Consider the following 26,655-nt stretch of genomic DNA (forward strand, 5'->3'; position numbering starts at 1 on the left):
AGATGATGAACATGACGACTGCATTGTTGCTTGAAGAGATTAAGGGTGCTATTGCTGAAGTATTGAATACGGAAGCCCGGCAGGACATCCAATTGAGCACATCTTTATTTGACGAACTTTATCTGGATTCGACTTCGGTACTGGAACTGCTGATGACGTTAGAGGATCGGATTGAGGGCCTGGAGATTGATCCGGACGAGCTGGAGCCAGATGTGTTCGATACGGTAGGCTCTCTGGCTGCTTACATCGAGAAGCAGCTGATCGCGGCTTGATGGCTTCGCCTGTTGCCATTCGGAAGATGGGGGTCAGGCTTTTTTTGGACAAAAATCCTCCATTTGAGCATCCCGATTTGCTGCGCTTACACCAGGACATGTTTGCCGATACTCCGGTAAAATACAATGTTGATCTTCTACAGGAACGAAACAACAATGCCTATCATGACATGAGCGTGGAACTGTTGGAAGCAACGGGACTTGATGGGATGATGCAGGATGTAGATGTACTGCTGCTCGCTTACAATTTCCCGAATATTCGCCCGGACATTTCAATTGTGAATTATTTGATGGATCGATATCAGGCGTCCTTTACCAGCTTTGCTGTAAATGATCTTGGTTTTGGCGCTCCTTTTGTGGCACTTCACATGCTTCAGCACTATTTGAGCCGGGAAGGTTACAACAAGGGCATGCTGCTGATCATGGATCAGACTTCTCTTCCGTATGAAACCATGGAATTGAATGTAACGAACGGTCCGGATACCGCTGCAGTGATTTTGCTTGACCGGAGAACAGGCAGGGGACCCTGCCTGTTGGGCGTGGAGATGATACATGCCGATCAGTCCATATCCGATACGGCGGCTCTGGTAATGGATCGATTATGCACGGAGACATCCATTCACCGGAGTCAGGTTACCTTGTTGATCCACCCTGATCTGGAACAGGAATGTATGGGGCGTTCATGGTACGAGGATTTTGGATGGAAGGGGTGTTACGATCCATCACGCTGGAGCGCAGCTCCGTTCTTTGCATTACAGGAACTTCTGGAGGATGAGGACAGGAGTGAGTACATATGCCTTATGCATCTGGAGCATACCGATTCATTCATTCACGCCCTGTTAATTCAAACTGGCGATGCAAGGGTGGACGGTCAGTAACAAGGAGGAGGGAACAACGTGACGTTCGGTATTGTGGATATTGGCGTCTATCTGCCTGAACAGATCCAGCAGCCGGAAGAGGTGCTGGCTGCCCTGGAACTGGGGAAGGGTGAACTTCAGTTTTTGCGCAAGTGCCATCACCTGGAAGGCGTACCTATGACGGATTCGAGTCAGATGCTGGACGATACGATTGCGCTAGCTGTGGAATGCCTTCAGGGCAGGCAGTCCCTCGCCGCCATAGACCTTGTTCTCTATGTCCATTCCTTCCAGGTGCAGACACCTGGCGACTACAGGCTGATACAACGTGTACTGCGACGTTTCGGAATGGAAGATGTACCTTTCTATGGCATATCCCAAATGAACTGCGCTTCGTCGATAGCTGCTCTTCAATGGCTTGAACGCATTGCACAAACACAGCCTCACATTAAGGATGTGCTGCTTGTCTGTGCAGATCAATTCAATTTTCTGCCTTCCGAATGGCGTTATCTACGCAAATCGGCGATCCTGGGTGATTCCGCCGTAGCCGTTCTGTTAAGCAGGGAGAGTCATCAGCATGTCGTTCAGGCGACGCATATTTTTCGGGATACCCGGTTCCATACCGGCTATCACGCAACGGCCGATGAGATTACGGCATTTAACCGATTGTATGTGGATCATATCATTCAAGGCATGGAAGAGCTGCTGTCCATGAAAGGCCTGACTCTTCAGGATGTGGATCATATCTTCCCCCATAACGTCAACTGGACAACCTGGAGGGAATTCTCGCGGCGAACGGGGATGGCGCAGGAGCGGATATATCTGGATAACATTCAGCGAATCGGGCATACCTTCTCTACGGACCCGTTTATTAATTTGAGTTCGGGGTTGGAGCAGGACTGGGTTTGCAGGAAGGGACGCTCCATCATGGTCAGCATCGGGCTGGGCAGTTTTTTCGGTTTTGCATTGGTGGAGCATGGAGGAAACGAAGAACGAGTGAACAGGAGGAGTGACAATGCAGGTCATTGAATTCCAGGGAGCGGGAGCGAAACCTGCTGGACTGCAAGCGGCTGGCGACCCCGTTGCCCCAGTCTCGGAATTATTGGAGGATGCAACTGTGCGGTGGAGCAACCGTCCCGTGCTTTTGGCTGCAGGGGCATATCTGCTGGCGACAGCCCGCTTGATTGAACAAGAACCTATGGTTTGGCATGAAGCATCCGGGGGGCTGTACCGTTGGGATCAGCTGCATGTCGTGTTTGTGCAGGACCGGATGCTGGAACCTTCCGCAATTCAACTATACCGTGTGCAGCTGAATCCGGGCGAGGAGGCTCAGGAGTCCGGCAATGACGAGGGAACGAACTGGGGCGATGTTTTGAAAATCGGATTGCTCCAATTCCGGACCGAATTGTGCAGGGCTGGTTTGGAACAGATGCGCAGACATTTGTCTGGTCGTATATCTGGTGGGCAATCCACCTTCCAGCATCAACTGGTGAAAGGCATGGTCGCGGATATTCTGACAACGCTTTATATGACGGAGACGTTGCCTCAGGATCACTTCCTGTCAGCGAAGCCAGACCTTCCGTCTGGCCGGGTTCACGAATGGATACATCAGGAACTGGATGAGGCCTTTAGACAGATCCAGCGCCTTGGTGGAGGCTTCGGATTTTTGAGACAGGGTGTATCTTCATATATATATACGGGCCAATTGGTGAAAAACATGCTGTTAACAGGCGAGGAGGATTATCGATGATCACACCTTCAACCATTGCGGTCTTTGAGCATGTCATGAAGCAGTATGCGGCGGAGCTCCGTGAGGTCGGTCTTATCATTGACCGCGAGCCTGGGCGGATTCAGGAGTTTCTGCACTTGCCTTCCATGCAGGCCATCAATCATATGATGATTCCACCGGAGTATGGGGGTCAACCGATCGTAACGGTAGGCAATGAACGATATTATGGACTTTCCTCTCTGGAACGGGTAATTACGATTGAGCAGCTGGCAGCAGGAGATGCAGGAGCTTTTCTGGGTGGGCCAGGTCCGTCGATGTCCAGTATCGTTATGATGGATTTAGCCGATGAGGAGCAGAAGGAACGATTTTATAGCCATTTTTTGAAGGGCGCATCATGGGCCTTTTTTGCCATGTCGGAACCGGAGAAGGGTTCGGATGCTACCGATATGGGGACACGTATCACGCGTCATCCAGGCGGGGATATCGAGCTGAACGGTCATAAAATCTACATAGGAAACGGAAGCCGCGCAAGTGTCGGTCTGGTGTTTGCCCAGACCAATCGTACACCTCTTGGCATTCAGATCGCACTTGTTGACCCCTCCATGAAGGGCTTTACGGCAACCCCGCTGGATACGATGGGGCTGTGCGGACTGCAGATCAGTCATTTGAAGTTTGAAAACTTCGCACTGGAAGAGAAGGATATTATTGGACGTCATCTTAGTCCTACCAAACGGGGCTTGTGGGGAGCGCTGCGTACATTCCATCGCATGCGTCCTAGTGTAGCCGCATTGGCGCTTGGGGTTGCGCAGGCTGCGTACGATTACGTATTGGAGCACAGATCCATTTTCAAGGAGCAGGAAAAGATGGAACTGGAGAGAATGGAGATGCGTCTGCATTCGCTTCGAAGCATGATTCGCAATGCTGCGGCAGAGATTGATCATGATGCCCAAAAAGGGTACCTGGCCTCCCTTAGCAAAATTCGCGCAGCTGCGCTTGCCGAGGAAGCGACGGAAATGGCATTGGGTATGATGGGCCCCGGCTCGATGATGGAACATCCTTTGCTGAATAAATGGTATCGCGATGCCAGGGCATTCGAGTTTATGGAAGGAACCACTTCCATTCAGAAGATCAATGTGTTCCAAGCCTATGCCAACGGGAAGATGCAGCATGCCTGAACAATTGCTTAATGCTGCTGGCGCCCCTATCTATGTGGATCATATCTGCTGGGTTACAGCGGAGGATCATCTGTATACGCTGGACTGGCCAACGCCGGATGATTATTTTTACGTTTCCCCCCACATATACATGGAAGATCACTATTATGGTCGCGTCGGAACGCTTACCCGTTCGCTTATGGCGGATGGGAAACGCATGACAGCTGGGGATCTTGCGCTCATGGTGATGGAGCAGTTGTCCACGGACGCTACGTGGGACTGGTTGATTTTTGCGCAGACCTGTCCCGAGCGCCATGCTCTTAATGCCCCGCTTGCCCGTATGCTCGAAACGGCTCCGTGGCACGTGAATTATCCGCTAGGATTGTCACATATGGGTGCGCTGGCCGGTACCGAGGCCATTCAGGCCGCCCAGTGGAGCATATGCCAGAAGGAACGCGCAGCCATTGTCCTGGTGGAACAGCGCGTACTTCATGACGATGGTCAGGTCGGTTATGGCCTGCAAGCCGAAAATCAAGGTGATACGGCTGATATGGCAGTTGCCCTTCAGGCGTGCAACGAACAAGGTGCATTGCAGGTACGCTATGCAGGGAGAAGAAACATCCATTCCGACGAAGCCGGTTCTTTTGCCTCCGAGGTGATGGATATTATCCGTGAACTGATGAATGAATGCACAGCCGAACATCTCATCCTGCAGTCGAGGCTCGGGCTGCACATAAGCGGCAGCTCTATTTTGCATATTGGCCCTTCCCAGACGGTGTGTGTTCCGCATACGGATTACCAGAGTGGAGATGTATGGATACAACTGGCAGAAAAATTGCAGCGGGGAATGATTGCGCCGGACGAACGGGTAGTCATGGTCTCGTGGGATGGCGACCGCTTGATATCCGCTTGCTGCGTGCATGTGATACATTTACCGCTGCTCAGCAGGCTAACAATGATTCAAGAAATCAGGACATCATGAATTGTGGAGGTGACTTACGATGCAAGGGATCGATTATACGGCCGGTTCGATCCAACGTTTGCTGTTCCGAACGGCCGTCCCGATGCTGCTTGCTTCTCTGGTCAATGTAATTACGCAGCTGGCCAATGTATTTTTCATGGGACATACGAGTCAGAGCGTTCTGTATGTGCTGTCGCTGTACATCCCGGTCTCATTCGTGATGATTGCTATCATCGAAGCGATGCAGCTGTCGGTTCAGGTGGCGGTGGCCCGCAGTCGTGCCGGGGGTCCACGGGTTTTCACACAGCTATATGTCCATATGATGGGAAGTGCAGTGCTGCTGGCTATCCTTACAGGCGGTGTTGTTATGCTGCTGACTCCCGTGCTGTCATGGTTTTATGCTGTGCCTGCCGACATTAACCCCATGTTTACGCTATACGTGGGGGGGATGATGGTCGCAAGCATTCCTGCTGTTCTGGCAGCAGTAAGCGGTGCAGCACTTCGGGGGCTGGGTCGGGCGCAAGCGGCATCGTGGAATTCGGTAGGCTTGGCCGTGCTGAATATTTCCCTTGTGTACATGTTTGTATCGATTTTCGGACTGGATCTGAAAGGGATCGTGTACGCCAACTTGATCTCATCGACATTGTCCTTGGTCATATCCCTGTTAATTCTGTTTCTTCGCAAAGAAGTACTTATGGAGCGTTTGGTTTTTGCAAAAAGGCATTTTGTTACGCTCAGGCATGTAGGTATTCCGGTGTTCATCTCATATTGCATGATCTTTCTGAGTACTTTTTTCTTCAATAAAATTGTCAGCCATTTTGGCGAAGGTGCCGTTGCCGGATTTGGCGTCGGTTATCGAATCCAGACGATGGCGATTCTGCCTGGCATTGTGATTGGCTCTGCGATTGGTATCATGATTAATCACAACTTGCAGTCCCCTCATCGGCCAAGGGCCTACGCAAGCTATCGTCAGGGTCTGCTGCAATCCTTCGCTCTCTACGCAGTCATAGCCGTTGCGATCTGGGTCTGGAGAGAACCGCTTACTTCGTTCCTGATTGAAGATGCGGCATCTCGTGCGGAAGCGGCCCGTTATCTTTCCGTGGTTGCTCTTTCCTATATTGGCATGGGACCCATGATGACTACGCTGCTTACGATGGAACAGAGTGGACGGGGGTATCAGGCCATGTTCCTTAATGCAATATATTTTCTGCTAATTATTTTACTGGGTTGGGGATTGACTCGACTGTTCAATCAGGTTATCTATTTCTATGGTGTCATTGCTGGCATGAATGTCATAGGCATGTCTTTCTTCCTGCCTTTCATGCGAAGGCTGAAGCGGGATTATGTAGAGCCGTCTGGACACGAGGAAGGAATCTCAGCGGACGAAGCAGCTATGTCCAATCAGGGCTATTCTACACAGTCCTGAAATCAAATACGGACAGGAGGATCATGCATGAACTATTCCGAACCCGCTTATCTGGTGCGTCGCATCGGAGATACATGGATTGCTGCGGATAAAACATTCAGCCAGTTCTATGAACTTGAGCCTGAGCACAAGCTGGAGCCACGAATCTCTCCGGATTTGCCGGGGGTTGAACCCCCGGAGGTCCCTTTTTTTTTGTATGAGCCACGCATTGGAGATGAAGTTCCGAAACTCTGTATCGTGGGCATTCCCTATTCCGGTGGCACGAGCCTGGTCCATTCATCCGTATCCGGACTCGTGCACACGTTACGTACAGAATCGTATAAAAAAGTATTGTATCCTTCATTACAACAATCCGGGAATTCGGGATTATATGACATTGGCAATGGAACGCGCTTACTTGAAGACGTGATTATGCAGGATTGGGGTTCTTGCCTCATGGATGGAGCAGATGCGAGTGCAGAGGTGCCGTATACAAGAGGACTTGACTCCGCTCTGGAGCATGCGAGGGAGCAACAAGCGCTGTTGTGTTGCTTGGGTGGCGACCATTCGATTACGCATGGCGTGCTCCAACGGATGCCAAAGGCCGCAGGCAGCCATAGGGTTCTGGTCCAGTTCGATGCCCATCATGATTGCGGCATTGATGCCATTCATCAGGAGCACCCCAGTCACTCCAATTTCGTGAGGCATCTGCTGGAAGATGGGACGGTTGATGCTGTTGTACAGATCGGTCTGCGCGGCCTTCGCTCGGCAGATCAAATGTACAGGCATCCAGGGTTGGTGCAAATATCGGCAGAGCAAATGACACCGGAGAAGGTAAAGGAAGCTCTTCTTGAAGTTCAACAAAGGTATGATATCGATTCGGCTTATTTGACCTTTGATCTGGATTGCCTTGATCCGGGGAGCTTCCCATATGTGGACTTTCCGATTGGCGGAGGGCCGACCTGGCAGAACATTCGAAACTGCGTTGTTGCAGCGTTGGAGGTTCCGATACCCTATCTCGGTATGGACATGGTTGAAGGGCATGGCGTGGAGCGGGACGGACACATCCCAGGGCAATATGAGTTGGCGCTTCGCATGCTGGCTTACATGCTGGATGGCATAGACCGGAATCGTCGCTGGTTTGATTCGCCTGTCTGTGGGGATATTTCACATGCAGGCATACTGACGGGAACCGCAGCATCAATGAATACAGGGACAAAGGAGACGTGATGATGAAGGATTTCCGAGCATTATATACGTTTCACCGGGAACAGGTCCAGGAGGAGTTATATAAGGAAAGGACAGGCGGCATTCATCTGGGCTACTTCTATGCATTGATGAATATTGTGAAGGAGCTTGCACCGCTTCAGCCAGCATTGTCTTCCGAGGCAGTCTGGATGGATTACCTGGCTTTTTTGCGTACGATTGATGAACACAAAAAAAGCCCGTTCTCCTTTATGGAGTGGGATGAGGTAGAGGGACGCGAACATCTGAGGACTACGCTTGAGGAAGGTGGAGCGCTGCTGACCTGGCACTACGGTTTTGTCAGACATAACATGATTACGATTGGTCAGGAGATTCGTGCTGGACATACGAAGGCCAAACTTCCTTTTTACCTGGTCGCCGAGCAGGGGACCGTGGAGCAGGAGCAGAAGCTGCAAGCCTGGAATTCGATCCGGCAGTATGCAGGGGCGGAGCTGCTTAATGCGGAGGATGAGATGATTGGCATACGATTATATTCCCATTTGCGGAAAGGGGGCTCATTCAATCTTTTTGTGGATGGACAGACCGGATTCAATGCGGATAACCGCGCAGTGGAACTTCCTTTTCTGAGCTCACGGATTCGGACGAGGAGCGGCATATTTCGTATTTTAGCGAAGGCCCGCAAGCCTGTATGTCCCTATTTCATGACGTTGACTGAGGATTTTCGTTCGAAAATCGTTTTCCTGCCTCCGTTCACATTGGAAGAGGATATCCAGGTTTCGGCAGGCCGTGTATATGAGCCGTTTCGTGCTCAGCTGCGGAAACAGCCTGCACTCTGGCGATTTTGGGATCGACACCATCAGCAGGTTATTCATTGGAAAGAAGACGAGATCCCGCTTCAATCCGAAGAAACGGAGAGTCGGCTGGACTGGTTCTCCAGACCGCTGGATGGATTTGGTCAACTTGGACTGAACACCGGGAGTGGTATGATCTACAATTTGGGGTAACCGCCAGACAAGGGGGTGTAGGAATGCAGTCTTTTATTACGGAGCAGCACAATCAACTATCGGTTCATGTAATGCCCACTCGCCAATATGTAAGCCGCTATATCCATCTGAGTATCGTTAACGAACAGGGGAGAATTCCTTCAGCGGTGTTTATGGTCATTGTTCGTCTGCTGTTCAACCCAAGGCGGGGGTCCCCGGATAAAAGACAGTTGCTCCAGCGTCTATGGACCTGCTATATGGACGGGCTTGGATGTGACTTTGAATACAAGGGGGATGCCCAGCTTGCCTCCATTCGTTTGCGTACTCCCGGAAGTTTGCTGCCCCGATTGGAGACGCGAACGAAGGAGGCACTGGGGCTGCTTGCGGAGATATTGCTTGAACCCGTCTCTAATGATGGCTTTGATTTTGAGGAGACGCTGGTACAGGAAGAGATCGGATGGGCCGAGCATCATGCCGGTTATGATGTTTCCGAGTGGGACAAGGTGGTGCGGGGGCGTTGTCTGGAATGGCTGGGATATGCAGATCAGGGCAGGGATGGGGAGCTTGAGAAGCTTCGGGATTGTGTACGTGATGGTGAACTCCCGGAGTGGTATAGGGAATTGCTTCGTTGTCCAATCCATATTCATGTTATCGGCGATTTCGAGCCTGATCCGATGATAGCCCATGTCTTGGCGACGTTTCGAGCATTGAATGAAGTGGGAGGAGCGGCTGGTGATAAGCAGGCCTCATACTTAACACATGACCCTCATACTGCTGAACGGCGGGAAGCTGATGAACTGATGATGGAACTCGTGGATGTTCAGCAATGCAAAATCAATGTGGCCTTTACGACAGGGGTGGGGTTCGGGTCCTCCAACTATCCCGCCTTGTTTCTTTTTCATTCGCTGTTTGGCGCCACGCCTGCCTCGAGGCTCCAGTACAGGCTTCGTGAACGAAAGCAATGGGTATACCAGATTTACAGTACACTGGACGATTATCGCGGCACGCTTCATGTGACAACGGGAACAAGCAGCGGATATGTTGCAGAGGTTCTCGAAGCGATAGATGCGGAGTGGTTGCAATTATGCAGCGGAGACATCAGGGAGCAGGAGCTGCACAGAGCCATTCAGAATGTACTGCATTATGTGCAAGTGGGCTACGACCTACCTGACCAGGTGATTACCCTCCATATCGATCGGCTGCTCAATCAGGTTTCAATGACTACTCCGCAATTTCTGGATGCCATAGCGGGTGTGACCTCAGAGCAAGTGGCAGAAGTGGCCGCCGGAATGAAAAAAGAAGTGACTTGGATTTTGTATCCCGAGAGCGAATATTCGGCATAGCTGTAGGAGGAGAATCATGAATATTGCTGTGAATACCACGCCCATCCAGCGGCGCTTGTCCAATGGTCTCTACGTCAGCATCTTTCCCGAGCCCCATTTCCACCATACTTTTGTTTCGTGGTCTGTGTCTTATGGATCAATTCATGATGCGGTACTGCCGGGGAGGGCACATTTCCTTGAGCATATGATGTTCTACAACCCGGATGAGCAGCCTGTTAAGTCGCTATTGCATGCTCTTGGAGCCTCGACATCTGCACTGACACGTTATGATGTAACGACATACCAGATGGCCTGCACGGGGCAGTTCGAGCAAAGTATGGACCTGTTTACCCGAATGCTGGCAGCACCGTATTTTACTCCAATACATATTGAAAAGGAACGGGCTGCTATTCGTCAGGAACTGTCCATGTTTGCAGATCAACCATCCTGGCGATCCTTGCAGCTGCTGACCCAGATGATGTATGGCAGTAATCACCCCATTACATTGGACGTTGCGGGTACACCGGACAGTCTGTATCAAATGACAATGGATGAGCTAAATGATGCATACAATGAACATTATGCTGCAGGTAAAATGGCCGTTGCCGTGGCGGGTCCAGTTGTACCGGAGGCGATTATCGAGATGCTGGAGCGGTTCCCGGAGATGTCACATCATACAGCTTCCCGGCAGGGTGGGGTCCCGTTGGGCCGGATTCGGGAGGAGTCCAGTGAACGTTATATGGAACTTGAATACGGGTTGCCCCTGCCTCTTGTGAGGTTCGGGTTCCGGGCCGAGGAAGGGATGCAGCTGAAGGATCAAATGGCTTGCATCATTGGCATTGAAGCGCTTCTGGGTGAAACTTCCGATTTTCATACGGAGTGCTTCGAGTCAGGCCTGCTTGGCAAAGGAACCACCTGGGACCATTATTATCGCCAGGAGTTTGCGTTTTCGAATACTTGCGTTTATTCGGCAGATCCGGCTTCATTGTATACCCGTATTGAACAGCAGTGTGATCGGATTCAGGAGGGCGCCATGTCCCTGCACAATCTGGAGGTTGCACGAATGAAATGGCTAAGTGACTATTATGCGGATATGGATTCACTAAAACAGCGATGCATGAACGTCTCGGAGCATGCGGTGATTGGTTTGGACTATGTGCAGATCGGTGTGTATGTATCCAGGCTGACAGAAGAAGAAATCTTAATCGGTTTGAGAAAGATGGCAGCGCCTGCTCATCTGCGGATGGTCGTTTTACGCTAACAGAAAGGGGCAAGCCATGTCGAACGCGAGGAAAACAGAGGTCCATCTATGGAAGCAGGCGCTGCCTACAATCGAGTATCAGCTGCAGTCAGCAGTGGCAAAAGGCCTAGATACACTTGCTCCAGAGGAACAGCAGCGCATGTGGAAAATCGGAAAAGCCTCCCTGCTTGAGGCGCATAGCTGGATGACTTCAAGGCTTTTCCTTCGAAATGTGCTGGCACAGTATATGCAGCAACAAGCAAGGGATATCCAAATCAAATATGGCCCCTCTGGAAAGCCGTATATTCACGGTGGGCCTCGCTTCAGCCTGTCTCATACGAAGGGGTTGTGTGTGCTGGCCGTTACATCCAGTAATACGGAGCTTGGAGTAGATATCGAGTGGATGCGTCCGTTGCTGCGGCAGCAAGCCATTATTAACCGATTCCTGACCGAGGAAGAGCAAGGTTATGTTCTGGATATCGCGTGTAATGGAGGAGAGCCTTCCACTCTGTTGTGGGAGATGATGACTCGCAAGGAGGCTTGGATCAAAGCGTGCGGCCAAGCACTGTGTGGACAATGGAGGGCGCTGAATACGGTGGATGAACGTTTCACTAAGCTGGATCTGGTTGAGCGCGAGGGGTGCTTTTATATACTTCGCAAACTGGATGTAGGTATGGAGTATAATGCCACTCTATGTGTTGAAGGAAAAACAGAGCCTTCGATCCGATGGATGTCTTTCGTTGTTTAAAATGGAATAGGAAATAGCTTACATATCTATTGTATAAACAATGGAATGACCTGTAAGATGGACAAGTAAACCCTTAATTTACCATTGTTCAACGAACCACCAAGTTGGAGGAGGAATGTCATGATTCAGTTTCCCAAACCGGATGTAGAGCAATATTTTCAGACGTATCGGATATCCCATTTTGCTGTATCGGCCGACGAGAAGCACCTGTATTTTGACAGTAATCTGAATGGTCAGCCTAATATCTGGGCGATGGATTTGCCGGGTGGATATCCCTATCCCTTGACGTATTTGAATCAGAGCAGTCAGTTTATTAAACCAGACCCGCAGGGCCGTCATATCCTTACGGCGTTTGATCGGGATGGAGATGAGAACTACCATCTATATGCACTCAAGCCGGAAGGCGGCGTTCCGTTTCCCGTTGTTCCGGCAGAGCCGAAGGACCGGTGTTATTACGCCCACTTATCCGAAGATGGACAGCGTTTATATTATGTGACAAGCAGGGATAACCCGAACTATCTCAATTCACGCCGGATTAATCTGGAGACGGGTGAGGATGAGCTTCTTCATCAGGGGGAAGAGGTCACAAGCAATCTGATTGCTGTGAGTTCGGATGAACAAGCCTACGTGATTCTGAATGTATACTCCAATACCTACCAGACGGCGTACCTGTATCGGAACGGTGAGTCGGAATCCATTATCCCGGTTTCCGAGCGGCAGAGTCAGATCTCATATGTGCTGTTTGCAGATGATAACAGACTTCTGATGATTACCAATGATGACGAAGCGTATTCCTATGTGGCTGAGTACCGGATGGATACCCGTGAATTTCGCCCATTATGCAGAGTTGAGGGTGAGGATGTAGAAGACATTCGTTGGCACAAGGCTTCAGAGACGTTATACTTCTGGACGTTTACAGGTCCCGAGAATCGAATGTATGCGCTGGACAATGGTGCCGAGCAGCCTCGTCGTGTGGACATGCCGCTGGATACGGTGGATCAAGTGACGTTGACCAAGGCTGGCAACGTGTATATCCTGGGGCGTGGAGCCGTCCAGCCGCATAACATTTATCGGTTGATGGCAGGCCATGAGTCTTGGGAACCGTTGACTGCCAATCGGGTAACAGGGCTTGACCCGAGTGATCTTGTTTACCCGGAGGTTATTCGCTATAAGTCCTATGACGGATTGGAGATTGAAGCGCTCTTGTTCAAGGCGAAGCCGGAACAGGCTAATGGCTATACGGTATTTTGGCCGCATGGCGGGCCACAGGCATCGGAAGCGAAGTTTTTCCGTCCGATGTTCCAATTATTGCTTGCGCAGGGCTATCATATTTTTGCACCAAACTTCCGGGGAAGCACGGGCTATGGGGCTGAATTTGTCAAAATGGTCGAGAGGGACTGGGGTGAGGGCCCGCGCCTTGATTGTGTTGCCGGAATTCATTGGCTGTTTGACGAGGGTATCGCGTCATCGGATCGTCTGTTCGTGGTGGGAGGCAGTTACGGTGGATATATGACTCTGCTGCTGGCTGGGCGTCACCCGGAGTTATTCCGGGCTGCGGTCGATATTTTTGGGCCGAGCAACCTGTTCACATTCCTGGAATCCGTGCCGGAAGACTGGAAGCCGATGATGGACAACTGGTTGGGTGATTCGGTCAGGGACCGCGAACGCTTAACGAAGGATTCACCGATTACGTATCTGAATCAGATGGTGAACCCGATGCTGGTCATTCAGGGGGCTAACGATCCAAGGGTCGTGAAGGCTGAATCGGATCAGATTGTGGCAGCGCTCCAGGAGAAAGGGGTAGATGTGGAATACGTTGTTCTGGATGATGAGGGTCACGGTTTCTCCAGAAAAACCAATGAGATTCTCGTTTATCGGTGGATGCTGGAGTTTCTACAGAAACATCAGGAAGCTCCGGTTCCGCAATCCTGATGCCGATTGGTGTTTACCGTTAGCTTCAACTTTCATGATGGAATTAATGTATAAGGAAAACCGTCAGCATGAGAAGTCCTCATCGCCTGACGGTTTTTTTTGGCGAGTTATTTGATTAGTCTAGTCCAGCAAAGCTACAACCGAATCCAGATACTGCTCCGCCCATTGCGCAAATGGCATATCTGAATTCCAGGTCACTCGGCCTGTTGCTTTCGCTTCACCCCACAACAATATACGTTGATATAGCAGATGTATTCTGAGGCGTGCAGCGAAGTGCTGGCATCGCTCTGCGTCTGCTGCACATACAAGCTCCCGGTAACCGGATAAGAAACGTTTAGCGAGTTCTGGAGAGCCCTCGCTTACATACCTGGCTGTCATCTTGGTGAGATCGGCCGTACCGTCTCCAAAGTAGGAAGTCGTAAAATCAAAAAGGCCACTAATTTCCCATTCCGAAGCAAGGCTGCCATTCTTCTGAATTACAAAGTTTTCGACCTTAAAGTCCCCCATCACAAACCCGGGAACAGCAAAGGCATGAAACGCAGATTCAGCTTCTCTCAATTGTTCGTCCACCCATTCTAGATCTTCATCCGTAATTACAGAATACTTCGCAGCATCCTGCAGCCAGTGACGGATCGTACCGTAAAGCCAGTCCAGGTATGTTCCGGCAAAGGGGACAATCCTTCCCGCTACAGGGTCGTATTCACCAGCGTCGGGTACTTTCCAGCGGTGTAATTCTGCCAATGCGTTGGCGAGCATGGTTGCGATATTTTCCTGTTCCTCCTGGGACAGTGAAGCCTTAAAGGACGTCTCATGCAGGTGCCTTCCAGGTAATCGGGGCATAATGGCATAGCTCCAGCCCAACGTGTCGGTGTCTTCATCTAGCAGATACGGATCAGGCACAGGAATTTTGGTGTGAGTCGTCAGCTGTTCTACGAAAAATTGTTCTTCCTGGAACTGTCCCGGATATAGGGGGTTTCCTTTCAGGATATACTCCCCGTGGGAGGAACGAACGAGCAGCGTCTGGCCCATCATGCCTTCTTCTGTCCGCTTATAATCGATCAGCGTTCCCAGATTAAAATGATGCAGTGCATCTTGTAATGAAGCAGAGGAAATCTCTCCAAGTGTATTGGAGCCAAAGTAAATCCGGGTTGTCATAAAGCTCCCTCCTCATGTTTAATCCTCAACTTCTTCGTCAGACAGGTCCATCGTATCCGCATCAACCAGACCGCGTATAAATGCTTCAAAATGGGGCGCAAGATATGTAATCTCATAATCGTCTTCCTGATCCACATGAACGACAGCAGGCTCGCCTTCCGGGCCGCAGAATCGATAGTCCAGCATCACCACATCATGCCCGGCGGAAGGACAATCACAGATGACAATCCCGAGGTCGGGATATCCCCATTCTTCGATCATGAAACGACTTCCAAATTCCCCGGCCAACGTATTGGATTTGTCCCGACCGATTCCAAGGATTCCGGTAATGGCGATATGATCCTCAGCCCATGAAGTTGCTGCTTCAGTTGGAAAAGCGGTGCGTGCAGGAATGCCCCCGTTTTGTGTATTCATTAGCTGAATATAGGAAGCGGGGAGCTTGTACCCCAACTCTTGTTCAATGGAGACAATTAAATCTTCATCAAATGGCGGAGATACATAGCTTTCCAGCGCATATTCACTTTGCTCCCAAAATGTTGCGGGTGCATATGTGCCCGATGCCGCTCTTAGATGATTCATCGTACCACTCTGCTCCAATGCAAATCGTTTCTCTTCATGATGCTGACGGTCCCGCTGCATCTTTTCGGCTTTTGGACGTACCCATCCAAGGAATTCGATGGTCGATTCATCATGGGGCGAGAGCTCGTCTGCCATCTCAAAAGCTTGCAGCGCCTGTTCATACCTGGCCATATGATAATAGGCGTACCCCAGACGGTAGTGCCAGAGCGGATCGTTTGCTCCCTGCCCGTTAACGTATAGTAACTGTTGGACAGCTTCGCGGTAACGTCCTTCATTGTTAAATGCCCTTGCGAGTTGCCCAATCAACTCATAATCCCGATCAGATTCAGGGATGCGTTGAATACGTTCAATAATCAGACCGAATTGGTCTTGTTCATGCCACAAGTCTAGTTGTTCCAGCAGTTCCTTTTCCATCACCAGGCCTCATTTCGATAGGGGGAATGTGAACCTCTTTCCATTATATCTTACAAGCTTGCAGGATGAATGGGTATAGTATCCTATCCCGTTGAATAGAAAAAAACACTCCCCATGCTGAAAGCCATCAAGACAGTTCAACAAGGGGAGTGTTGTATATTTGTTTTATGCTGTGTTCAACTCATTAATTAACTTACAGATCGTCAAATCCGTTATCGTCGCCAACTTTACCATAGTTACGGGACTTCGCTTCGAAGAAGTCTGTCTTAGTTGCATTCAATGCTTCGTCAGAGAACGGCTTGATCCAAGGCATGCAGTTCACATCCACGCCTTCATAAGCTTTTTCCATACCCATCAGACGCAGACGTTTGTTGGCGATATACTTGATGTAATCCTCCAGCTCGTTCAGGTCAATTCCGCGTACGTTGCTGAGTGTATAGTGTGCCCAGTTGGTTTCGAGCTCAACAGCACGGTGAATCGTTTTGTATACATAGTCCATGTTCTCTGGTGTATTCAGCTCAGGGAAGTCCACCAGCAGCTGTTTGTAAACTTCAGCGAAGAAGTAGCAGTGTTGGTTCTCATCACGCTGAATATAAGAAATCATCTGGCTGGTTGCCATCATTTTCTGGTCACGGGCCAGATTGTAGAAGAAGGCAAAGGTACTGTAGAAGAAGATACCTTCAAGTACCAGATCGGCTACCATAGCTTGGAAGAACGTCTGTGGAGACGGATTATCCCGGAACGTTTGGTAGATGTCGGCGATGAACCGGTTACGGTCAAGCAGCACCGGATCATGTTTCCAGTATTCAAAGATTTCCTTTTGCTCCCGATCAGATACGATGGAAGAAAGGACGTAGGAATAGGATTGATTGTGTACTACTTCCTGTTGTCCAATAATGGCCGAGATGGCTTCCAGCGAGGAATCAGTGAAATAACGTTTCACGTCACCGACAAACATGGTCTGCATGGAATCCAATACAGCGAGCAAGGAAATATTGACTTTAAACGTGCGCTGTTCTTCCGGATCCAATTGGGCAAATTGGGAAGCATCCTTGGACATGGGGATTTCATCCGCAATCCAGTGATTGAGAAGCAGTACTTTGTACAGCTTGTACATATGAGGCATGCGAATATCGTTCCAGTTCAGAATGCCGGAGCATTCACCTTCAATGATACGGGTAGACTGGTTAGGTGCTTCGGTATTGAAAATTTTCTGCAATTGCATTTCCGTTCACTCCTTGAATGAATTTACATTATATAACTACGATGACGGAACAACCTTCCGATCGTTGTTTCCTTTTAATCCGGGATAGGGCATCTATATCAACATCTCATGATGTTGTGGTCGTGTTTTGGGCAAAAAAGTACCAGGGCAACGCCATTTTGCAATCAAAACAGGGATGCCCTGGTGGTCATCTTGGATCTAGTGAATCTTCTTCATCACTGATTAAACTTAGCTTGCACAAGAATCACATTCTTCAATAGTCAAAGCCCGGCTGCGAACATAATAAGTTGATTTAATGCCGGCTCTCCAGGCGTGCAGATGCAGTTCCAGGAATTCCGTTGCTTTGATATCTGGACGAACATACAAGTTGAAACTTTGTCCCTGATCGACGTGGCGCTGACGGGCAGCAGCCATATTGATGGAAGCATGTTGATCTACCATGAACGCTGTTTTATAGTACCAGATCGTTTTTTCAGACAGATCAGGTGCCGGGTTGGCAATCTTGTATGTCGTTTTTTCTTCATAGGACAACAGTTCGTAAAGCGGATCAATGCTGGCTGTAGAACCGGCGATGATGGACGTTGAACCATTCGGTGCAATGGCGAATAACCAGGCGTTACGTACACCGTTTTGCTGTACTTCCGTTTGCAGTTCTTTCCATTGATCCGTTGTAACAAATTTGCCTACGCGCTCACCTGTCGTGTACTCCCGTTGATCGAAGTATTTACCTGTTTGCCAATCGGAACCTTGGAATTTCGGATAATGTCCTTTTTCCTTGGACAGCTCCATGCTGGCTTTAACGAGCAGATAGTTAATTTTTTCATACAGATTATCGTTATACGTGACTGCTTCTTCCGATTCCCAACGAATGCCTTCAAGAGCGAGCAGGTGGTGGAGTCCGAATGTTCCCAGACCAACCGCGCGGTACTGACTGTTGGTATATTGGGCCTGCAGCACTTCAATATTGTTGATGTCAATAACGTTGTCCAGCATACGAACCTGAATTGGTACCAGACGCTCCAATACATCATGCGGCACAGCACGTGCCAAGTGAATGGAGTTCAGGTTGCAGACTACGAAATCGCCCGGCACTTTGGAAATCACGATGCGGGTTTGTCCATCCTTCGTTACGAGTTCTTCCTTTTCAACTACAGTTGCAGATTGGTTCTGCATGATTTCGGTACAAAGGTTGGATGAGTACACCATACCATGGGCGCTGTTCGGGTTCGCACGGTTGACGGTATCCCGGTAGAACATGTAAGGCGTACCCGTTTCCAGTTGGGATTTCATGACGCGTTTCATGATGTCAATGGCTTGAACCGTAATCCGGGACAGCAGCGGGTGGTTGACCGCTTCCTCATATTTCTCACGGAATGCGCCTTCGCCTACGGACTCATCATAGAAATCTTCCAGTCCGAGTGGACGACCATTCTCATCTTTCCAGCCCATCACTTTTTTCGTTTCATGCGGGCAGAACAGGCTCCATTCGCCGCGGCTGGCTACTCGCTCCATGAACAGGTCCGGCAGGCAAATGCCATGGAATACGTCATGCGCACGCATCCGCTCGTCACCGTTGTTCAGCTTCAGATCGAGGAAGGCCAGAATATCTTTGTGGAATACGTCCAGATAAACGGCAATTGCACCTTTGCGGGTACCGAGCTGGTCTACGCTGACTGCTGTGTTGTTTAGTTGGCGAATCCAAGGGATAACGCCGGAACTTGTGTTTTTGTGACCACGGATATCCGAACCACGGGCTCTGACTTTACCCAGGTAAACGCCAATGCCGCCGCCCATTTTACTCAGACGTGCTACATCCGTGTTGGAATCGAAGATGCCTTCGAGTGAGTCGTCCACGGTATCAATGAAGCAGCTGGAGAGTTGTCCTGCCACTTTTTTGCCTGCATTGGACATCGTAGGCGTAGCGGCAGTCATATACATGTTGCTCATGGCCCAGTAAGCTTCCTTAACGAGATCCATACGTTTCTCCGCAGGCTCCTGATGCATCAGGTACATGGCAATAACCATATAACGCTCTTGAGGCAATTCCATGACTTTTCCGTCGAAATCGTGAGCGAGGTAACGTTCTGCCAGTGTAAGCAAGCCGATGTAGTCAAACAACAGATCATTACGATAGTCGATGCATTCAGCAAGTTCGTCGATTTGCTCTTTGGTGTAACATTCCAGCAATTCTTCGCGGTAGATACCTTTCTTCACCAGATCTACGAGAAGAGGGTGGAACGCGCCGTACGGCTCTTCCGGATATGACTTGTATCTGCGGTTGGTGGCTGCTTTTTTGTAAAGGGACGTCAGCAGGGAGCGTGCCGCTGCAAATTTCCAGTTAGGCTCTTCCTTCGTTACCAGCTCCAGTGCGCTCATCATAAAAGCGTTGCTGATCTCGTCTCCGGTAACTTCGTCGCGACGGAGCTTGCTATTAACTCCGCGTACCAGACGTTCCTTATCCAGCATGTCCAGTCCTTCCAGAATACGATCCGCATATACCGAGATGCGCATATCATCAAAGGCAAGCTGGCGGTTGTTCGGCTTGGTCACAACTTGTGGCATGAATATTCCTCGCTTTCGCATGTTTAAGAGATAAAATGGAGAAATTCTTTATATAAAGAATTGAGTGTCTTCTTACGGTGAGATATTGATATAGATATAGACATATGCTGCGTAATGCGGACTGAACGGTGGTGACAGGGCGCCGTGCCTCATCTTGCAACATAGGGCAGCATACAGAACATGATCCATATACAAGATATTCTCCTCGTCTTGCGACTGAAAATGCCCATGGATGGGATGCTCTGGCTTCCTTATGATCATTAAAGATGAGCAATAATGACATAAAAGGGTTCTTATGTAATCTTTTGTCTATTGCAAACGCGCCTGTAAGATGAGGATACCGGGTGCAGTCCAAACAGCCCCGTTAACCTCAGTGTCAGCTCTGTTTCGAGAAAGCGATTTACACCTACAGGGACGCGCCTTTGAAGGTGATTTCATCCTGTTTTTCACGAGATTTCAGAAGGTGACTCATAGAAGTGGGGTGATTCGAATTTACTACATTTTGTTACTGTTATCATACTGTAACCCAACATATAGTGTTTGTAAACAGGGTCAACACCGTGAAACGTAATTCCGAGTATACCATTTAAGCCAGGAATCCGCAAAGGAAAAGGACTGGAAGATTTGAAGATTGTTCAAAAAAATTTTTGGGTCAAATCAGATGACGTCTTCACGTCAGTTTGAATTGTTACGCATTCAACTGGTAGAATAAAAGTAGTCAAAAATCGACTAAAATGAGCGGCAACGGTGAATCACGGGGCCCAGAGGAGGCGGAGCGAAAGTGGCAATAGCAGAAGTGACCGTAATTCCAATTGGAACCGGGACGACCAGCTTGAGCAGTTATGTGGCGGATATGCAGAGAGTATTGGAAAATCAGCGGGGCATTACATATCAGTTGACCTCCATGAGCACCATTATTGAAGGCCCGTTGAATGAGGTGTTCACCGCAATTGCAGCCTTGCATGAAGCTCCGTTTCTATCTGGAGCCCAGCGTGTCTCCACCTCCGTGAAGATTGATGATCGTCGTGACAGACCTGATGCCTCGAGCGTACAGAAGTTGCAATCTGTTCAGGATCAACTGGCATCTCGTCAGGCACGGCCCAATTAATGGGGGTCAAAAGAGAATAGAAAATAGTCTTATATATTGCTGCAAGTCCCTGTTTCTGGGACTTGCAGTTTTTTGCATTTTATTTGATTAAATAATTGGATTCTTACAGACAAGAGTGGATTCTGCCGTGCCTTTCGGGTGGAAAGCACATATTTTATTGTATGCTGTCAAGCTTTGTCAGCGGGGATGTAAAAAGGAAAGGAGAAATTGCAATGCCGTACAGTACAGGTCTCCTCTTTAACTCTCCAACAGGGAGTAACCGTGCAACACAACTGATTGTTACCTGTTTGAATGATTCTCTCAATATTCCAGCCAATATCGAGCTTCAGGTCTTTCGTTGGGATACTTCCCAGACTGCGAGAATTCCGATTGGTCATGATCTGTTTCAGTTACCTCCTCAGGCATCCAGAACGTTGTTATATGCGCTAAACACAGCGGATTATTTTGAGGTTCAGAGCGATTATTTCAGTGCAACAAGCACGGTTATTCAAGTATTCAGTTTGGACTCCACCAGTAATATTTTGCAGCGTGTGCTGCAATCGGAGATGGTGTGGGTAGACCGGTTTACGATTATTCCATAACTTCAATATGACGGAGGTGAATGAAATGCCTGTTGTAAATATTACAGGGGCATTGGGCGGCAACCAGTTTGAACCGTCGATTGCGGTCAATGAATTACTCCCCAACATCATGTGTGTTGTAGCTGTCGATACAAGTACTGGACCGACACGAATCGGGCTATACCGCTCCATTGATGGAGGGCAGACCTGGTCAACGACTATATTATCTCAACCTGCCGGGTACGCTGGAGCGGAAGCTCCCACGGTTGATTACACCTTTCCCAGTACGTTTATTGTGACAGTTCACGTTTTTAATGGGGAAAACGACGGGACGATCATTAGTTATACTTCAATGGATGACGGTCTCACGTGGGCTCCTCCGGTGTTTGTTAACAAGGGATATGGTCTCATTGTGCACAATGATGAACCGTTTGTTGCATGTGACCGTACACCAGGCAGTCCATATCGCGGTAATTCTTATGTGGGGTACACACCGCTGGCAACGGCTGCATCTTCTATTTTTATACAAAGATCTCTGGATCAGGCTTCCACTTGGCAATCACCAAGCCGCATTTCCAGTCCGAGAGGGATTCATGATCGTGCAGCCATAGCCATTGGATTTACGGGTGAAGTCTACGCTGGGTATATAACCACAGGTCCGGACAGCCCTTATGCGTTACTGAGGATCTCCTACGATGGTGGTGCGACATTTCAGCCTCCCGTGAATAATCAGTCTACCCTGGTTGCTTCGGTCGTCCCGGCACCTTCGCCCTTGCCTGTAACCGGTTATGCGTTTCGTGTTCAAACGAATCTGAGTCTGGGTGCAGATATTTCAAACAGTGTTTACAGCGGTACAGTCTATGCAGTATGGAATGATGCCCGGAAAGGATATACGGACGTATTCATGTCCCAGTCTCCAGATGGTCTGCTATGGAGCGAACCTGTAAGCATTACGGGAGCACCCGCAGGATCGCAAAATTTCTTTCCTTCGATCACCGTATCTCCATTTACAGGGACAGTACGGGTCATCTATTACTCCAACCAGATCGATGGATTCTTGCTGGATGTGTATGTGGCCGAGTCTTTTAATGGTGGTGCGACATTTACAAATCGGAGACTCACAACGACTTCCTTTAATCCGAATGGCAATTCACCCGTACCGACAGTACTCATTGGTGACTATATCACGGCATATACACAGGCACCGGACAATCTGGCTGCCGTATGGATGGCAACAACACAGCCAACAGGGAAACTGGACATCTACTTTGGTTCATAGCCATGCCAACCTTAACGGTAGCCCTGCCCATTTTTACCTGGAGCCCGGTCTCACCAATGACTTTTGCATATAGTGAATTGTACCTCAAATTAAAGGAGGGTTTTACATGAGTGGAGTTGTAGGTGGATACGGCGGCGCTTGGACATCGACTGGTGCCATTTTGGTTCTGTTCATTCTTCTCGTTATCATCACTAAATCTTTCTGGGTATAATGTGTTGAACTCCACCGGTTTACCGGTGGGGTTTTTTTTAGGTTATGGACAAGCCCAGATGAACAGTGAAAACGCCTATTTTGTCAAAGGAGGGCGATAGCCCGGTCCAGAGGTAGGCAGGATACATAGCTTAGGGGTGTAGGCAAATGTTAAGGAGGAATGAACAATGAGCGAAGTTAAACCGAATTCACCGAACGGACAGGGACACGTATACGGACATATGGGAGGGTATGAGCACATGCAAGGATACCAATACACAGGTCATGAAATGCATGGGTACGGATATGGATATGGATGTACAATGCCAACGGGATATGGCTACGGATACGCACATCATGCCAATCATGCTCCAATGCTGCATGGTTATCAGCAGGGTTGTGGAACTTCCTATGGACATGGTGGAGGAAGCTGGGGGTCCATGGGTACGATTCTTGTACTGTTCATCCTGTTGGTCATTATCTCCAAAACAATGTTTATCTAGATCTTGCGATAGCAACTGGTTCAGGGAGTTGATCCATACAACTCCGATGAAAGGCGCCGAGATTGTATCGGCGTCTTTTGGCTGTCTGGCGCTGCCAAAGCTAATATGGCTTCAATCCCATGATTTCGGTGTGCAGACATGGAAAAACACCCGGAACCCAATTCCGGGTGCTTTGTGTATGTTTTCAATCTTCTCAAGAATAAGTGACATCCAAAACAACAAAAGCCCTACCTCTCTTTTGTCCTTGCGGCTCCGATGACCGCGCCAGTGTGAATGGGAACATCTTGTGAAACTCTGTACTACCGGGTTATTGTGATTCAGGTTCTTCAATCTTCATAGGTTAATGTGCATGTTCGCTGCGGTCGCAGCATGAAGAAAATATTCCGGGGTTAAAAGAAGACAGAAAATCATATGAGGTTGTTTAAAAACCAACTCTTATACTATACCACAGGCTGTAATTTTTTGCAATTAAAAGGAAGGTTGACGAAAGGGAATGAGGCGTTCCAGGTTTGGATGATCAAGGGGGATACTCCTCAGAATGCGGGGACATTCCTCAGTCGTGACGGTATGGGGGCGGTGTATTACACGCTTGACTCTGCCAACGACTACGATACGGTTGCCATCACGCTTGAGCCGGATCCCATGGGTAAGGAACCGCACGGCACGATGATTCTGGCTGCCAAGATTAAAGGATAGAAAATACCAAATCTAAAAGACTGTTCCCCCGTGGGGAAGTCTTTTTAGGTTGCTGCATGAGTATAGATAGGAGTGGAAAGAATGATTCTAACCACCCACTAAAGGTGGTTTCTCGGTTCTTCTCTATCGGCTGAATGAATTAATTTTTTAGGCCGAATAGCCGATAACAAATAGGAGGCAATACCCTGGGTCTCCCTCTGTCATTAATAGGGAGAACTGGTTGTACCTAGAGAGTGAGGGGTTGGGGTGGAAGTATACCGTTCATTTATCTTTCGTCTATTGCGCAATTATCTGATCGGTTCAATAGCGGCTGTTTTTGTGGTTGGTTCCGTGGTTATGGTGTCTACCTTACAACTACCAAACATTCAATTTATACGACTTATTATCATTGTGCTGATTTCACTCTTGTTCATGCTTGTCGCTGAACTGATTACCCTATGGGCGCAGCTTGGGCCCATTCGGCAATTTTTTGCATCAGAGCATCATGAGAAGGCGGATCTGACCAAGATGTATGAGAGCATCCACCGTTTTCCTGGACAAACGATTTATCGTATTTTGGGTCCGCATATGCTTGGCTTTTCCCTGCCGGCTGCCGGACTGACGATATGGATGATTTCTACCGGGGGACTGGAATTTCCGTACGGATACGTCGCAGTTGCAGCTGCGTGTGCGTTATTGATCACCGTTATGCATGCCTTGATTGAGTATTTCCTGACCGTTCGGACGGTGAGACCATTGCTGCTGGAAGTTCGTCGCAGAGGCAAAGAGCAGCATGGCATGGAGCCATCGCTTGGTGGACGTGTTCTGGTTTCCATTCAGCGTAAATTTCAGCTGAGTACGGCACTGATTGGTTTATTTCCATTACTTCTGTTCTTCATGGCTACATTTATCCGTCTTCAGTATATGGATAGCGAGTTTGCGCAAGAGTATATTCTGTGGGCAGTTCTTATCGTTGTGCTGGGCGGGGGATTTGCTCTTGTGGGAAGCTGGCTGCTGATTCGAGATGTTCGCGGTCCGATTACGGAGCTGACGGAGGAGATGACCCGAATTCAAGAGGGAGACCTTGGCAGAAGAACCCCTGATCTGTACGCGGATGAATTCTCTGCGCTAATCTCCGGATTCAATATGATGATTAACCGGCTTGAAATGCGACAGGAACGCAACCGGCAGTTGCTGCAGAGTTATTTTTCGACCCTGGCGGCTGCACTGGATGCACGGGATAAATATACGGCTGGTCATTCTATGCGAGTCGCAGAATATTCAGTTCTGATTGGGAAGTTGAGCGGAATGAATGAAGAGCAAGCTGATCTGTTATACAAATCAGCGCTGCTGCATGATATTGGGAAAATCGGCATACCCGATGAAGTACTCCTGAAGGATGGAAAACTAAGCGATGATGAATTCGCCATTATTCGCACGCATCCCGTGCTCGGGGAGAGTATTCTGCTACAGATTGAGCCGATTGATGCAATGGCAGATTTTCTGCCGGGTGTCAGATCTCACCACGAAAGATATGATGGCAAAGGATATCCGGACGGCATGGCTGGTGAGGAGATTCCGCTGTTTGGCCGTATCATTGCCGTAGCCGATGCATTTGATGCGATGACGTCTGACCGTCCATATCGGAGTGGGATGAGCCATGAGAAAGCGTTATCTATTTTGGAAGAAGGAAAAGGGACCCAGTGGGATCCCTATTTTGCCGGTTTGTTTATTGACGAGTGGAGAAGGCAGCAACAACAGCATGTTCAGGAGCCAGCCGAGCGAGGGGTCAGCTGATCCCCTCTGTCCACTTCGATTCTTTTCTTCGCCGACGGTGAAGAGCAAGTCCGGATATGATGGTGAAAATGCATTCGCCAAGAACAACTGCGCCCAGAGCGTCATAGATGACGTGTTGTTTGATCATTAAGGTGGACAGTATAATCAGGGCTGCACCCGCAGCTATAAACCATTTGACCTGTTTTCGAATGTTCTGAACGGATAGAACTGCACGCATAACCAGATACGAATGAAGAGCATGAATGCTGGGAAAACAATTATATGGACGATCCTGGCTGTATAGCCATCCAAGAACAGAAGCGCCGAGACCTGTACCTGTTAACTCGGGACGGGGCACCATAGTCTGAAAATTAAAGTAGATCAGGTAACAGATCCAGACACAGATATTCATAGATAACAGGACACGGTAATAAGTGAGCCGATCCTTCGCGCATAGATAAGCCAGCACGCCAAAAACAAATGGATACCAGGCTAGGTATGGAATGGACATGGCAGGTACATAAGGAATTATCCGGTCGATCGGGGAGTCAAGTATAGAGAATCCGCGTTCCGGACTATTCAGAATATCATAGAACATTCCCATGACAGCCAGGGAAAGCATTAAGCTTAATGACAGCCAATAGGATTTGCTTTTTAACAAGTGCACAACACCGTTTCTCCTTTCATCCATGTTCGCAAGGAACAGGATCACAGCAATTAAAATTTAAACAACAATATATTCTACTACGTTCTACGCACAAATTGAATCCTGATTTGTGTATTTTTGTGCATTTTTTTTGATGGCAAGGGAATGTCGAAGGTTG

Annotated in this window: 25 protein-coding genes; 20 read left to right on the forward strand and 5 right to left on the reverse strand. The window is 49.0% G+C overall.

Annotated elements, in window-relative coordinates; genetic code table 11:
* The first annotated feature begins 11 nt into the window (after nucleotides 1-11).
* From PPA03S_RS10910 to PPA03S_RS10970, 13 genes are all read left to right on the forward strand, one after another.
* Complete coding sequence (locus tag PPA03S_RS10910; protein WP_068964052.1) at nucleotides 12-272, forward strand: acyl carrier protein; 261 nt, start codon at nucleotides 12-14, stop codon at nucleotides 270-272.
* Nucleotides 273-316: 44 nt separating this feature from the next.
* The gene (locus PPA03S_RS10915) at nucleotides 317-1,150 is read left to right on the forward strand and encodes a hypothetical protein (protein ID WP_062322659.1); all 834 of its coding nucleotides are present in this window, start codon (nucleotides 317-319) and stop codon (nucleotides 1,148-1,150) included.
* 18 nt (nucleotides 1,151-1,168) lie between these two features.
* Nucleotides 1,169-2,155: a 3-oxoacyl-[acyl-carrier-protein] synthase III C-terminal domain-containing protein gene (locus tag PPA03S_RS10920; protein WP_062322661.1), complete on the forward strand. Its 987-nt coding sequence runs from the start codon at nucleotides 1,169-1,171 to the stop codon at nucleotides 2,153-2,155.
* The gene (locus tag PPA03S_RS10925) at nucleotides 2,142-2,876 is read left to right on the forward strand and encodes a hypothetical protein (RefSeq protein ID WP_062322664.1); all 735 of its coding nucleotides are present in this window, start codon (nucleotides 2,142-2,144) and stop codon (nucleotides 2,874-2,876) included. The genes PPA03S_RS10920 and PPA03S_RS10925 overlap by 14 nt, the downstream gene beginning before the upstream one ends.
* Entirely contained in the window at nucleotides 2,873-4,030 is a 1,158-nt protein-coding gene (locus PPA03S_RS10930) for an acyl-CoA dehydrogenase family protein (protein WP_062322666.1), read from the forward strand. Before PPA03S_RS10925 ends, PPA03S_RS10930 begins: the two co-directional genes overlap by 4 nt.
* On the forward strand, nucleotides 4,023-4,991 hold the full coding sequence (locus tag PPA03S_RS10935) for a hypothetical protein (protein WP_062322668.1): 969 nt from the start codon (nucleotides 4,023-4,025) through the stop codon (nucleotides 4,989-4,991). The genes PPA03S_RS10930 and PPA03S_RS10935 overlap by 8 nt, the downstream gene beginning before the upstream one ends.
* 19 nt (nucleotides 4,992-5,010) lie before the next feature.
* Entirely contained in the window at nucleotides 5,011-6,396 is a 1,386-nt protein-coding gene (locus PPA03S_RS10940) for an MATE family efflux transporter (RefSeq protein ID WP_062322670.1), read from the forward strand.
* Between the two features lie 27 nt (nucleotides 6,397-6,423).
* Nucleotides 6,424-7,605 (forward strand): arginase family protein, encoded by a 1,182-nt coding sequence (locus PPA03S_RS10945; protein ID WP_062322672.1) that lies wholly within the window; start codon nucleotides 6,424-6,426, stop codon nucleotides 7,603-7,605.
* Nucleotides 7,605-8,585: an LpxL/LpxP family acyltransferase gene (locus PPA03S_RS10950; protein ID WP_157284075.1), complete on the forward strand. Its 981-nt coding sequence runs from the start codon at nucleotides 7,605-7,607 to the stop codon at nucleotides 8,583-8,585. The genes PPA03S_RS10945 and PPA03S_RS10950 overlap by 1 nt, the downstream gene beginning before the upstream one ends.
* A gap of 23 nt (nucleotides 8,586-8,608) precedes the next feature.
* Nucleotides 8,609-9,907 (forward strand): M16 family metallopeptidase, encoded by a 1,299-nt coding sequence (locus PPA03S_RS10955; RefSeq protein WP_062322676.1) that lies wholly within the window; start codon nucleotides 8,609-8,611, stop codon nucleotides 9,905-9,907.
* Nucleotides 9,908-9,923: 16 nt separating this feature from the next.
* On the forward strand, nucleotides 9,924-11,147 hold the full coding sequence (locus tag PPA03S_RS10960; protein ID WP_062322678.1) for a M16 family metallopeptidase: 1,224 nt from the start codon (nucleotides 9,924-9,926) through the stop codon (nucleotides 11,145-11,147).
* 16 nt (nucleotides 11,148-11,163) lie between these two features.
* Nucleotides 11,164-11,874, forward strand: a complete 711-nt coding sequence (locus PPA03S_RS10965) for a 4'-phosphopantetheinyl transferase family protein (protein ID WP_062322680.1) — start codon at nucleotides 11,164-11,166, stop codon at nucleotides 11,872-11,874.
* Between the two features lie 120 nt (nucleotides 11,875-11,994).
* The gene (locus PPA03S_RS10970; RefSeq protein WP_062322682.1) at nucleotides 11,995-13,806 is read left to right on the forward strand and encodes a S9 family peptidase; all 1,812 of its coding nucleotides are present in this window, start codon (nucleotides 11,995-11,997) and stop codon (nucleotides 13,804-13,806) included.
* Between the two features lie 120 nt (nucleotides 13,807-13,926).
* On the opposite strand, the gene PPA03S_RS10975 is transcribed toward PPA03S_RS10970, so the two are convergent.
* The 4 genes from PPA03S_RS10975 to PPA03S_RS10990 all read right to left on the reverse strand — a co-directional run bounded on the left by PPA03S_RS10975 (nucleotide 13,927) and on the right by PPA03S_RS10990 (nucleotide 19,741).
* Nucleotides 13,927-14,961: a phosphotransferase family protein gene (locus PPA03S_RS10975; RefSeq protein ID WP_062322684.1), complete on the reverse strand. Its 1,035-nt coding sequence runs from the start codon at nucleotides 14,959-14,961 to the stop codon at nucleotides 13,927-13,929.
* Nucleotides 14,962-14,979: 18 nt separating this feature from the next.
* Nucleotides 14,980-15,954, reverse strand: a complete 975-nt coding sequence (locus tag PPA03S_RS10980; protein ID WP_062322686.1) for an SMI1/KNR4 family protein — start codon at nucleotides 15,952-15,954, stop codon at nucleotides 14,980-14,982.
* A 193-nt stretch (nucleotides 15,955-16,147) separates the two neighbouring features.
* A complete protein-coding gene (locus PPA03S_RS10985; RefSeq protein WP_062322688.1) occupies nucleotides 16,148-17,179 on the reverse strand; it encodes a ribonucleotide-diphosphate reductase subunit beta in 1,032 nt (343 codons plus the stop codon).
* 228 nt (nucleotides 17,180-17,407) lie between these two features.
* Nucleotides 17,408-19,741: a ribonucleoside-diphosphate reductase subunit alpha gene (locus tag PPA03S_RS10990; protein WP_062322691.1), complete on the reverse strand. Its 2,334-nt coding sequence runs from the start codon at nucleotides 19,739-19,741 to the stop codon at nucleotides 17,408-17,410.
* Nucleotides 19,742-20,522: 781 nt separating this feature from the next.
* Here PPA03S_RS10990 and PPA03S_RS10995 point away from each other — a divergent pair.
* From PPA03S_RS10995 to PPA03S_RS11020, 7 genes are all read left to right on the forward strand, one after another.
* Nucleotides 20,523-20,849 (forward strand): MTH1187 family thiamine-binding protein, encoded by a 327-nt coding sequence (locus PPA03S_RS10995; protein ID WP_062322693.1) that lies wholly within the window; start codon nucleotides 20,523-20,525, stop codon nucleotides 20,847-20,849.
* Nucleotides 20,850-21,061: 212 nt separating this feature from the next.
* On the forward strand, nucleotides 21,062-21,430 hold the full coding sequence (locus PPA03S_RS11000) for a hypothetical protein (protein WP_062322695.1): 369 nt from the start codon (nucleotides 21,062-21,064) through the stop codon (nucleotides 21,428-21,430).
* 25 nt (nucleotides 21,431-21,455) lie between these two features.
* A complete protein-coding gene (locus PPA03S_RS11005) occupies nucleotides 21,456-22,688 on the forward strand; it encodes an exo-alpha-sialidase (protein WP_062322697.1) in 1,233 nt (410 codons plus the stop codon).
* 106 nt (nucleotides 22,689-22,794) lie between these two features.
* Nucleotides 22,795-22,899 (forward strand): sporulation protein YjcZ, encoded by a 105-nt coding sequence (locus PPA03S_RS33660; RefSeq protein ID WP_192262833.1) that lies wholly within the window; start codon nucleotides 22,795-22,797, stop codon nucleotides 22,897-22,899.
* A gap of 166 nt (nucleotides 22,900-23,065) precedes the next feature.
* Nucleotides 23,066-23,380: a hypothetical protein gene (locus tag PPA03S_RS33860; RefSeq protein ID WP_062322699.1), complete on the forward strand. Its 315-nt coding sequence runs from the start codon at nucleotides 23,066-23,068 to the stop codon at nucleotides 23,378-23,380.
* Nucleotides 23,381-23,791: 411 nt separating this feature from the next.
* The gene (locus PPA03S_RS34495; protein WP_062322701.1) at nucleotides 23,792-24,076 is read left to right on the forward strand and encodes an anti-sigma factor; all 285 of its coding nucleotides are present in this window, start codon (nucleotides 23,792-23,794) and stop codon (nucleotides 24,074-24,076) included.
* Nucleotides 24,077-24,322: 246 nt separating this feature from the next.
* Nucleotides 24,323-25,852, forward strand: coding sequence for an HD-GYP domain-containing protein (locus tag PPA03S_RS11020; protein ID WP_062322703.1), 1,530 nt, complete (start codon nucleotides 24,323-24,325; stop codon nucleotides 25,850-25,852).
* Here PPA03S_RS11020 and PPA03S_RS11025 read toward each other — a convergent pair.
* A complete protein-coding gene (locus PPA03S_RS11025; RefSeq protein ID WP_062322704.1) occupies nucleotides 25,845-26,498 on the reverse strand; it encodes a phosphatase PAP2 family protein in 654 nt (217 codons plus the stop codon). The two genes, PPA03S_RS11020 and PPA03S_RS11025, sit on opposite strands and share 8 nt — an antisense overlap.
* Nucleotides 26,499-26,655: the final 157 nt, after the last annotated feature.

This window comes from Paenibacillus pabuli NBRC 13638 (assembly GCF_001514495.1).
GTDB classification, from domain to species: Bacteria; Bacillota; Bacilli; order Paenibacillales; family Paenibacillaceae; genus Paenibacillus; species Paenibacillus pabuli.

Coding starts and splice junctions, on each gene's coding strand:
- PPA03S_RS10965 (WP_062322680.1), top strand. CDS start 11,164: ATGTCGAACGCGAGGAAAACAGAGGTCCATCTATGGAAGCAGGCGCTG.
- PPA03S_RS33660 (WP_192262833.1), top strand. CDS start 22,795: ATGAGTGGAGTTGTAGGTGGATACGGCGGCGCTTGGACATCGACTGGT.
- PPA03S_RS10975 (WP_062322684.1), bottom strand. CDS start 14,961: ATGACAACCCGGATTTACTTTGGCTCCAATACACTTGGAGAGATTTCC.
- PPA03S_RS10930 (WP_062322666.1), top strand. CDS start 2,873: ATGATCACACCTTCAACCATTGCGGTCTTTGAGCATGTCATGAAGCAG.
- PPA03S_RS34495 (WP_062322701.1), top strand. CDS start 23,792: ATGAGGTTGTTTAAAAACCAACTCTTATACTATACCACAGGCTGTAAT.
- PPA03S_RS10935 (WP_062322668.1), top strand. CDS start 4,023: ATGCCTGAACAATTGCTTAATGCTGCTGGCGCCCCTATCTATGTGGAT.
- PPA03S_RS10955 (WP_062322676.1), top strand. CDS start 8,609: ATGCAGTCTTTTATTACGGAGCAGCACAATCAACTATCGGTTCATGTA.
- PPA03S_RS10985 (WP_062322688.1), bottom strand. CDS start 17,179: ATGCAATTGCAGAAAATTTTCAATACCGAAGCACCTAACCAGTCTACC.
- PPA03S_RS10925 (WP_062322664.1), top strand. CDS start 2,142: ATGCAGGTCATTGAATTCCAGGGAGCGGGAGCGAAACCTGCTGGACTG.
- PPA03S_RS10910 (WP_068964052.1), top strand. CDS start 12: ATGACGACTGCATTGTTGCTTGAAGAGATTAAGGGTGCTATTGCTGAA.
- PPA03S_RS33860 (WP_062322699.1), top strand. CDS start 23,066: ATGAGCGAAGTTAAACCGAATTCACCGAACGGACAGGGACACGTATAC.
- PPA03S_RS10970 (WP_062322682.1), top strand. CDS start 11,995: ATGATTCAGTTTCCCAAACCGGATGTAGAGCAATATTTTCAGACGTAT.
- PPA03S_RS11005 (WP_062322697.1), top strand. CDS start 21,456: ATGCCTGTTGTAAATATTACAGGGGCATTGGGCGGCAACCAGTTTGAA.
- PPA03S_RS10960 (WP_062322678.1), top strand. CDS start 9,924: ATGAATATTGCTGTGAATACCACGCCCATCCAGCGGCGCTTGTCCAAT.
- PPA03S_RS11000 (WP_062322695.1), top strand. CDS start 21,062: ATGCCGTACAGTACAGGTCTCCTCTTTAACTCTCCAACAGGGAGTAAC.
- PPA03S_RS10940 (WP_062322670.1), top strand. CDS start 5,011: ATGCAAGGGATCGATTATACGGCCGGTTCGATCCAACGTTTGCTGTTC.
- PPA03S_RS10950 (WP_157284075.1), top strand. CDS start 7,605: ATGATGAAGGATTTCCGAGCATTATATACGTTTCACCGGGAACAGGTC.
- PPA03S_RS10990 (WP_062322691.1), bottom strand. CDS start 19,741: ATGCCACAAGTTGTGACCAAGCCGAACAACCGCCAGCTTGCCTTTGAT.
- PPA03S_RS10980 (WP_062322686.1), bottom strand. CDS start 15,954: ATGGAAAAGGAACTGCTGGAACAACTAGACTTGTGGCATGAACAAGAC.
- PPA03S_RS10945 (WP_062322672.1), top strand. CDS start 6,424: ATGAACTATTCCGAACCCGCTTATCTGGTGCGTCGCATCGGAGATACA.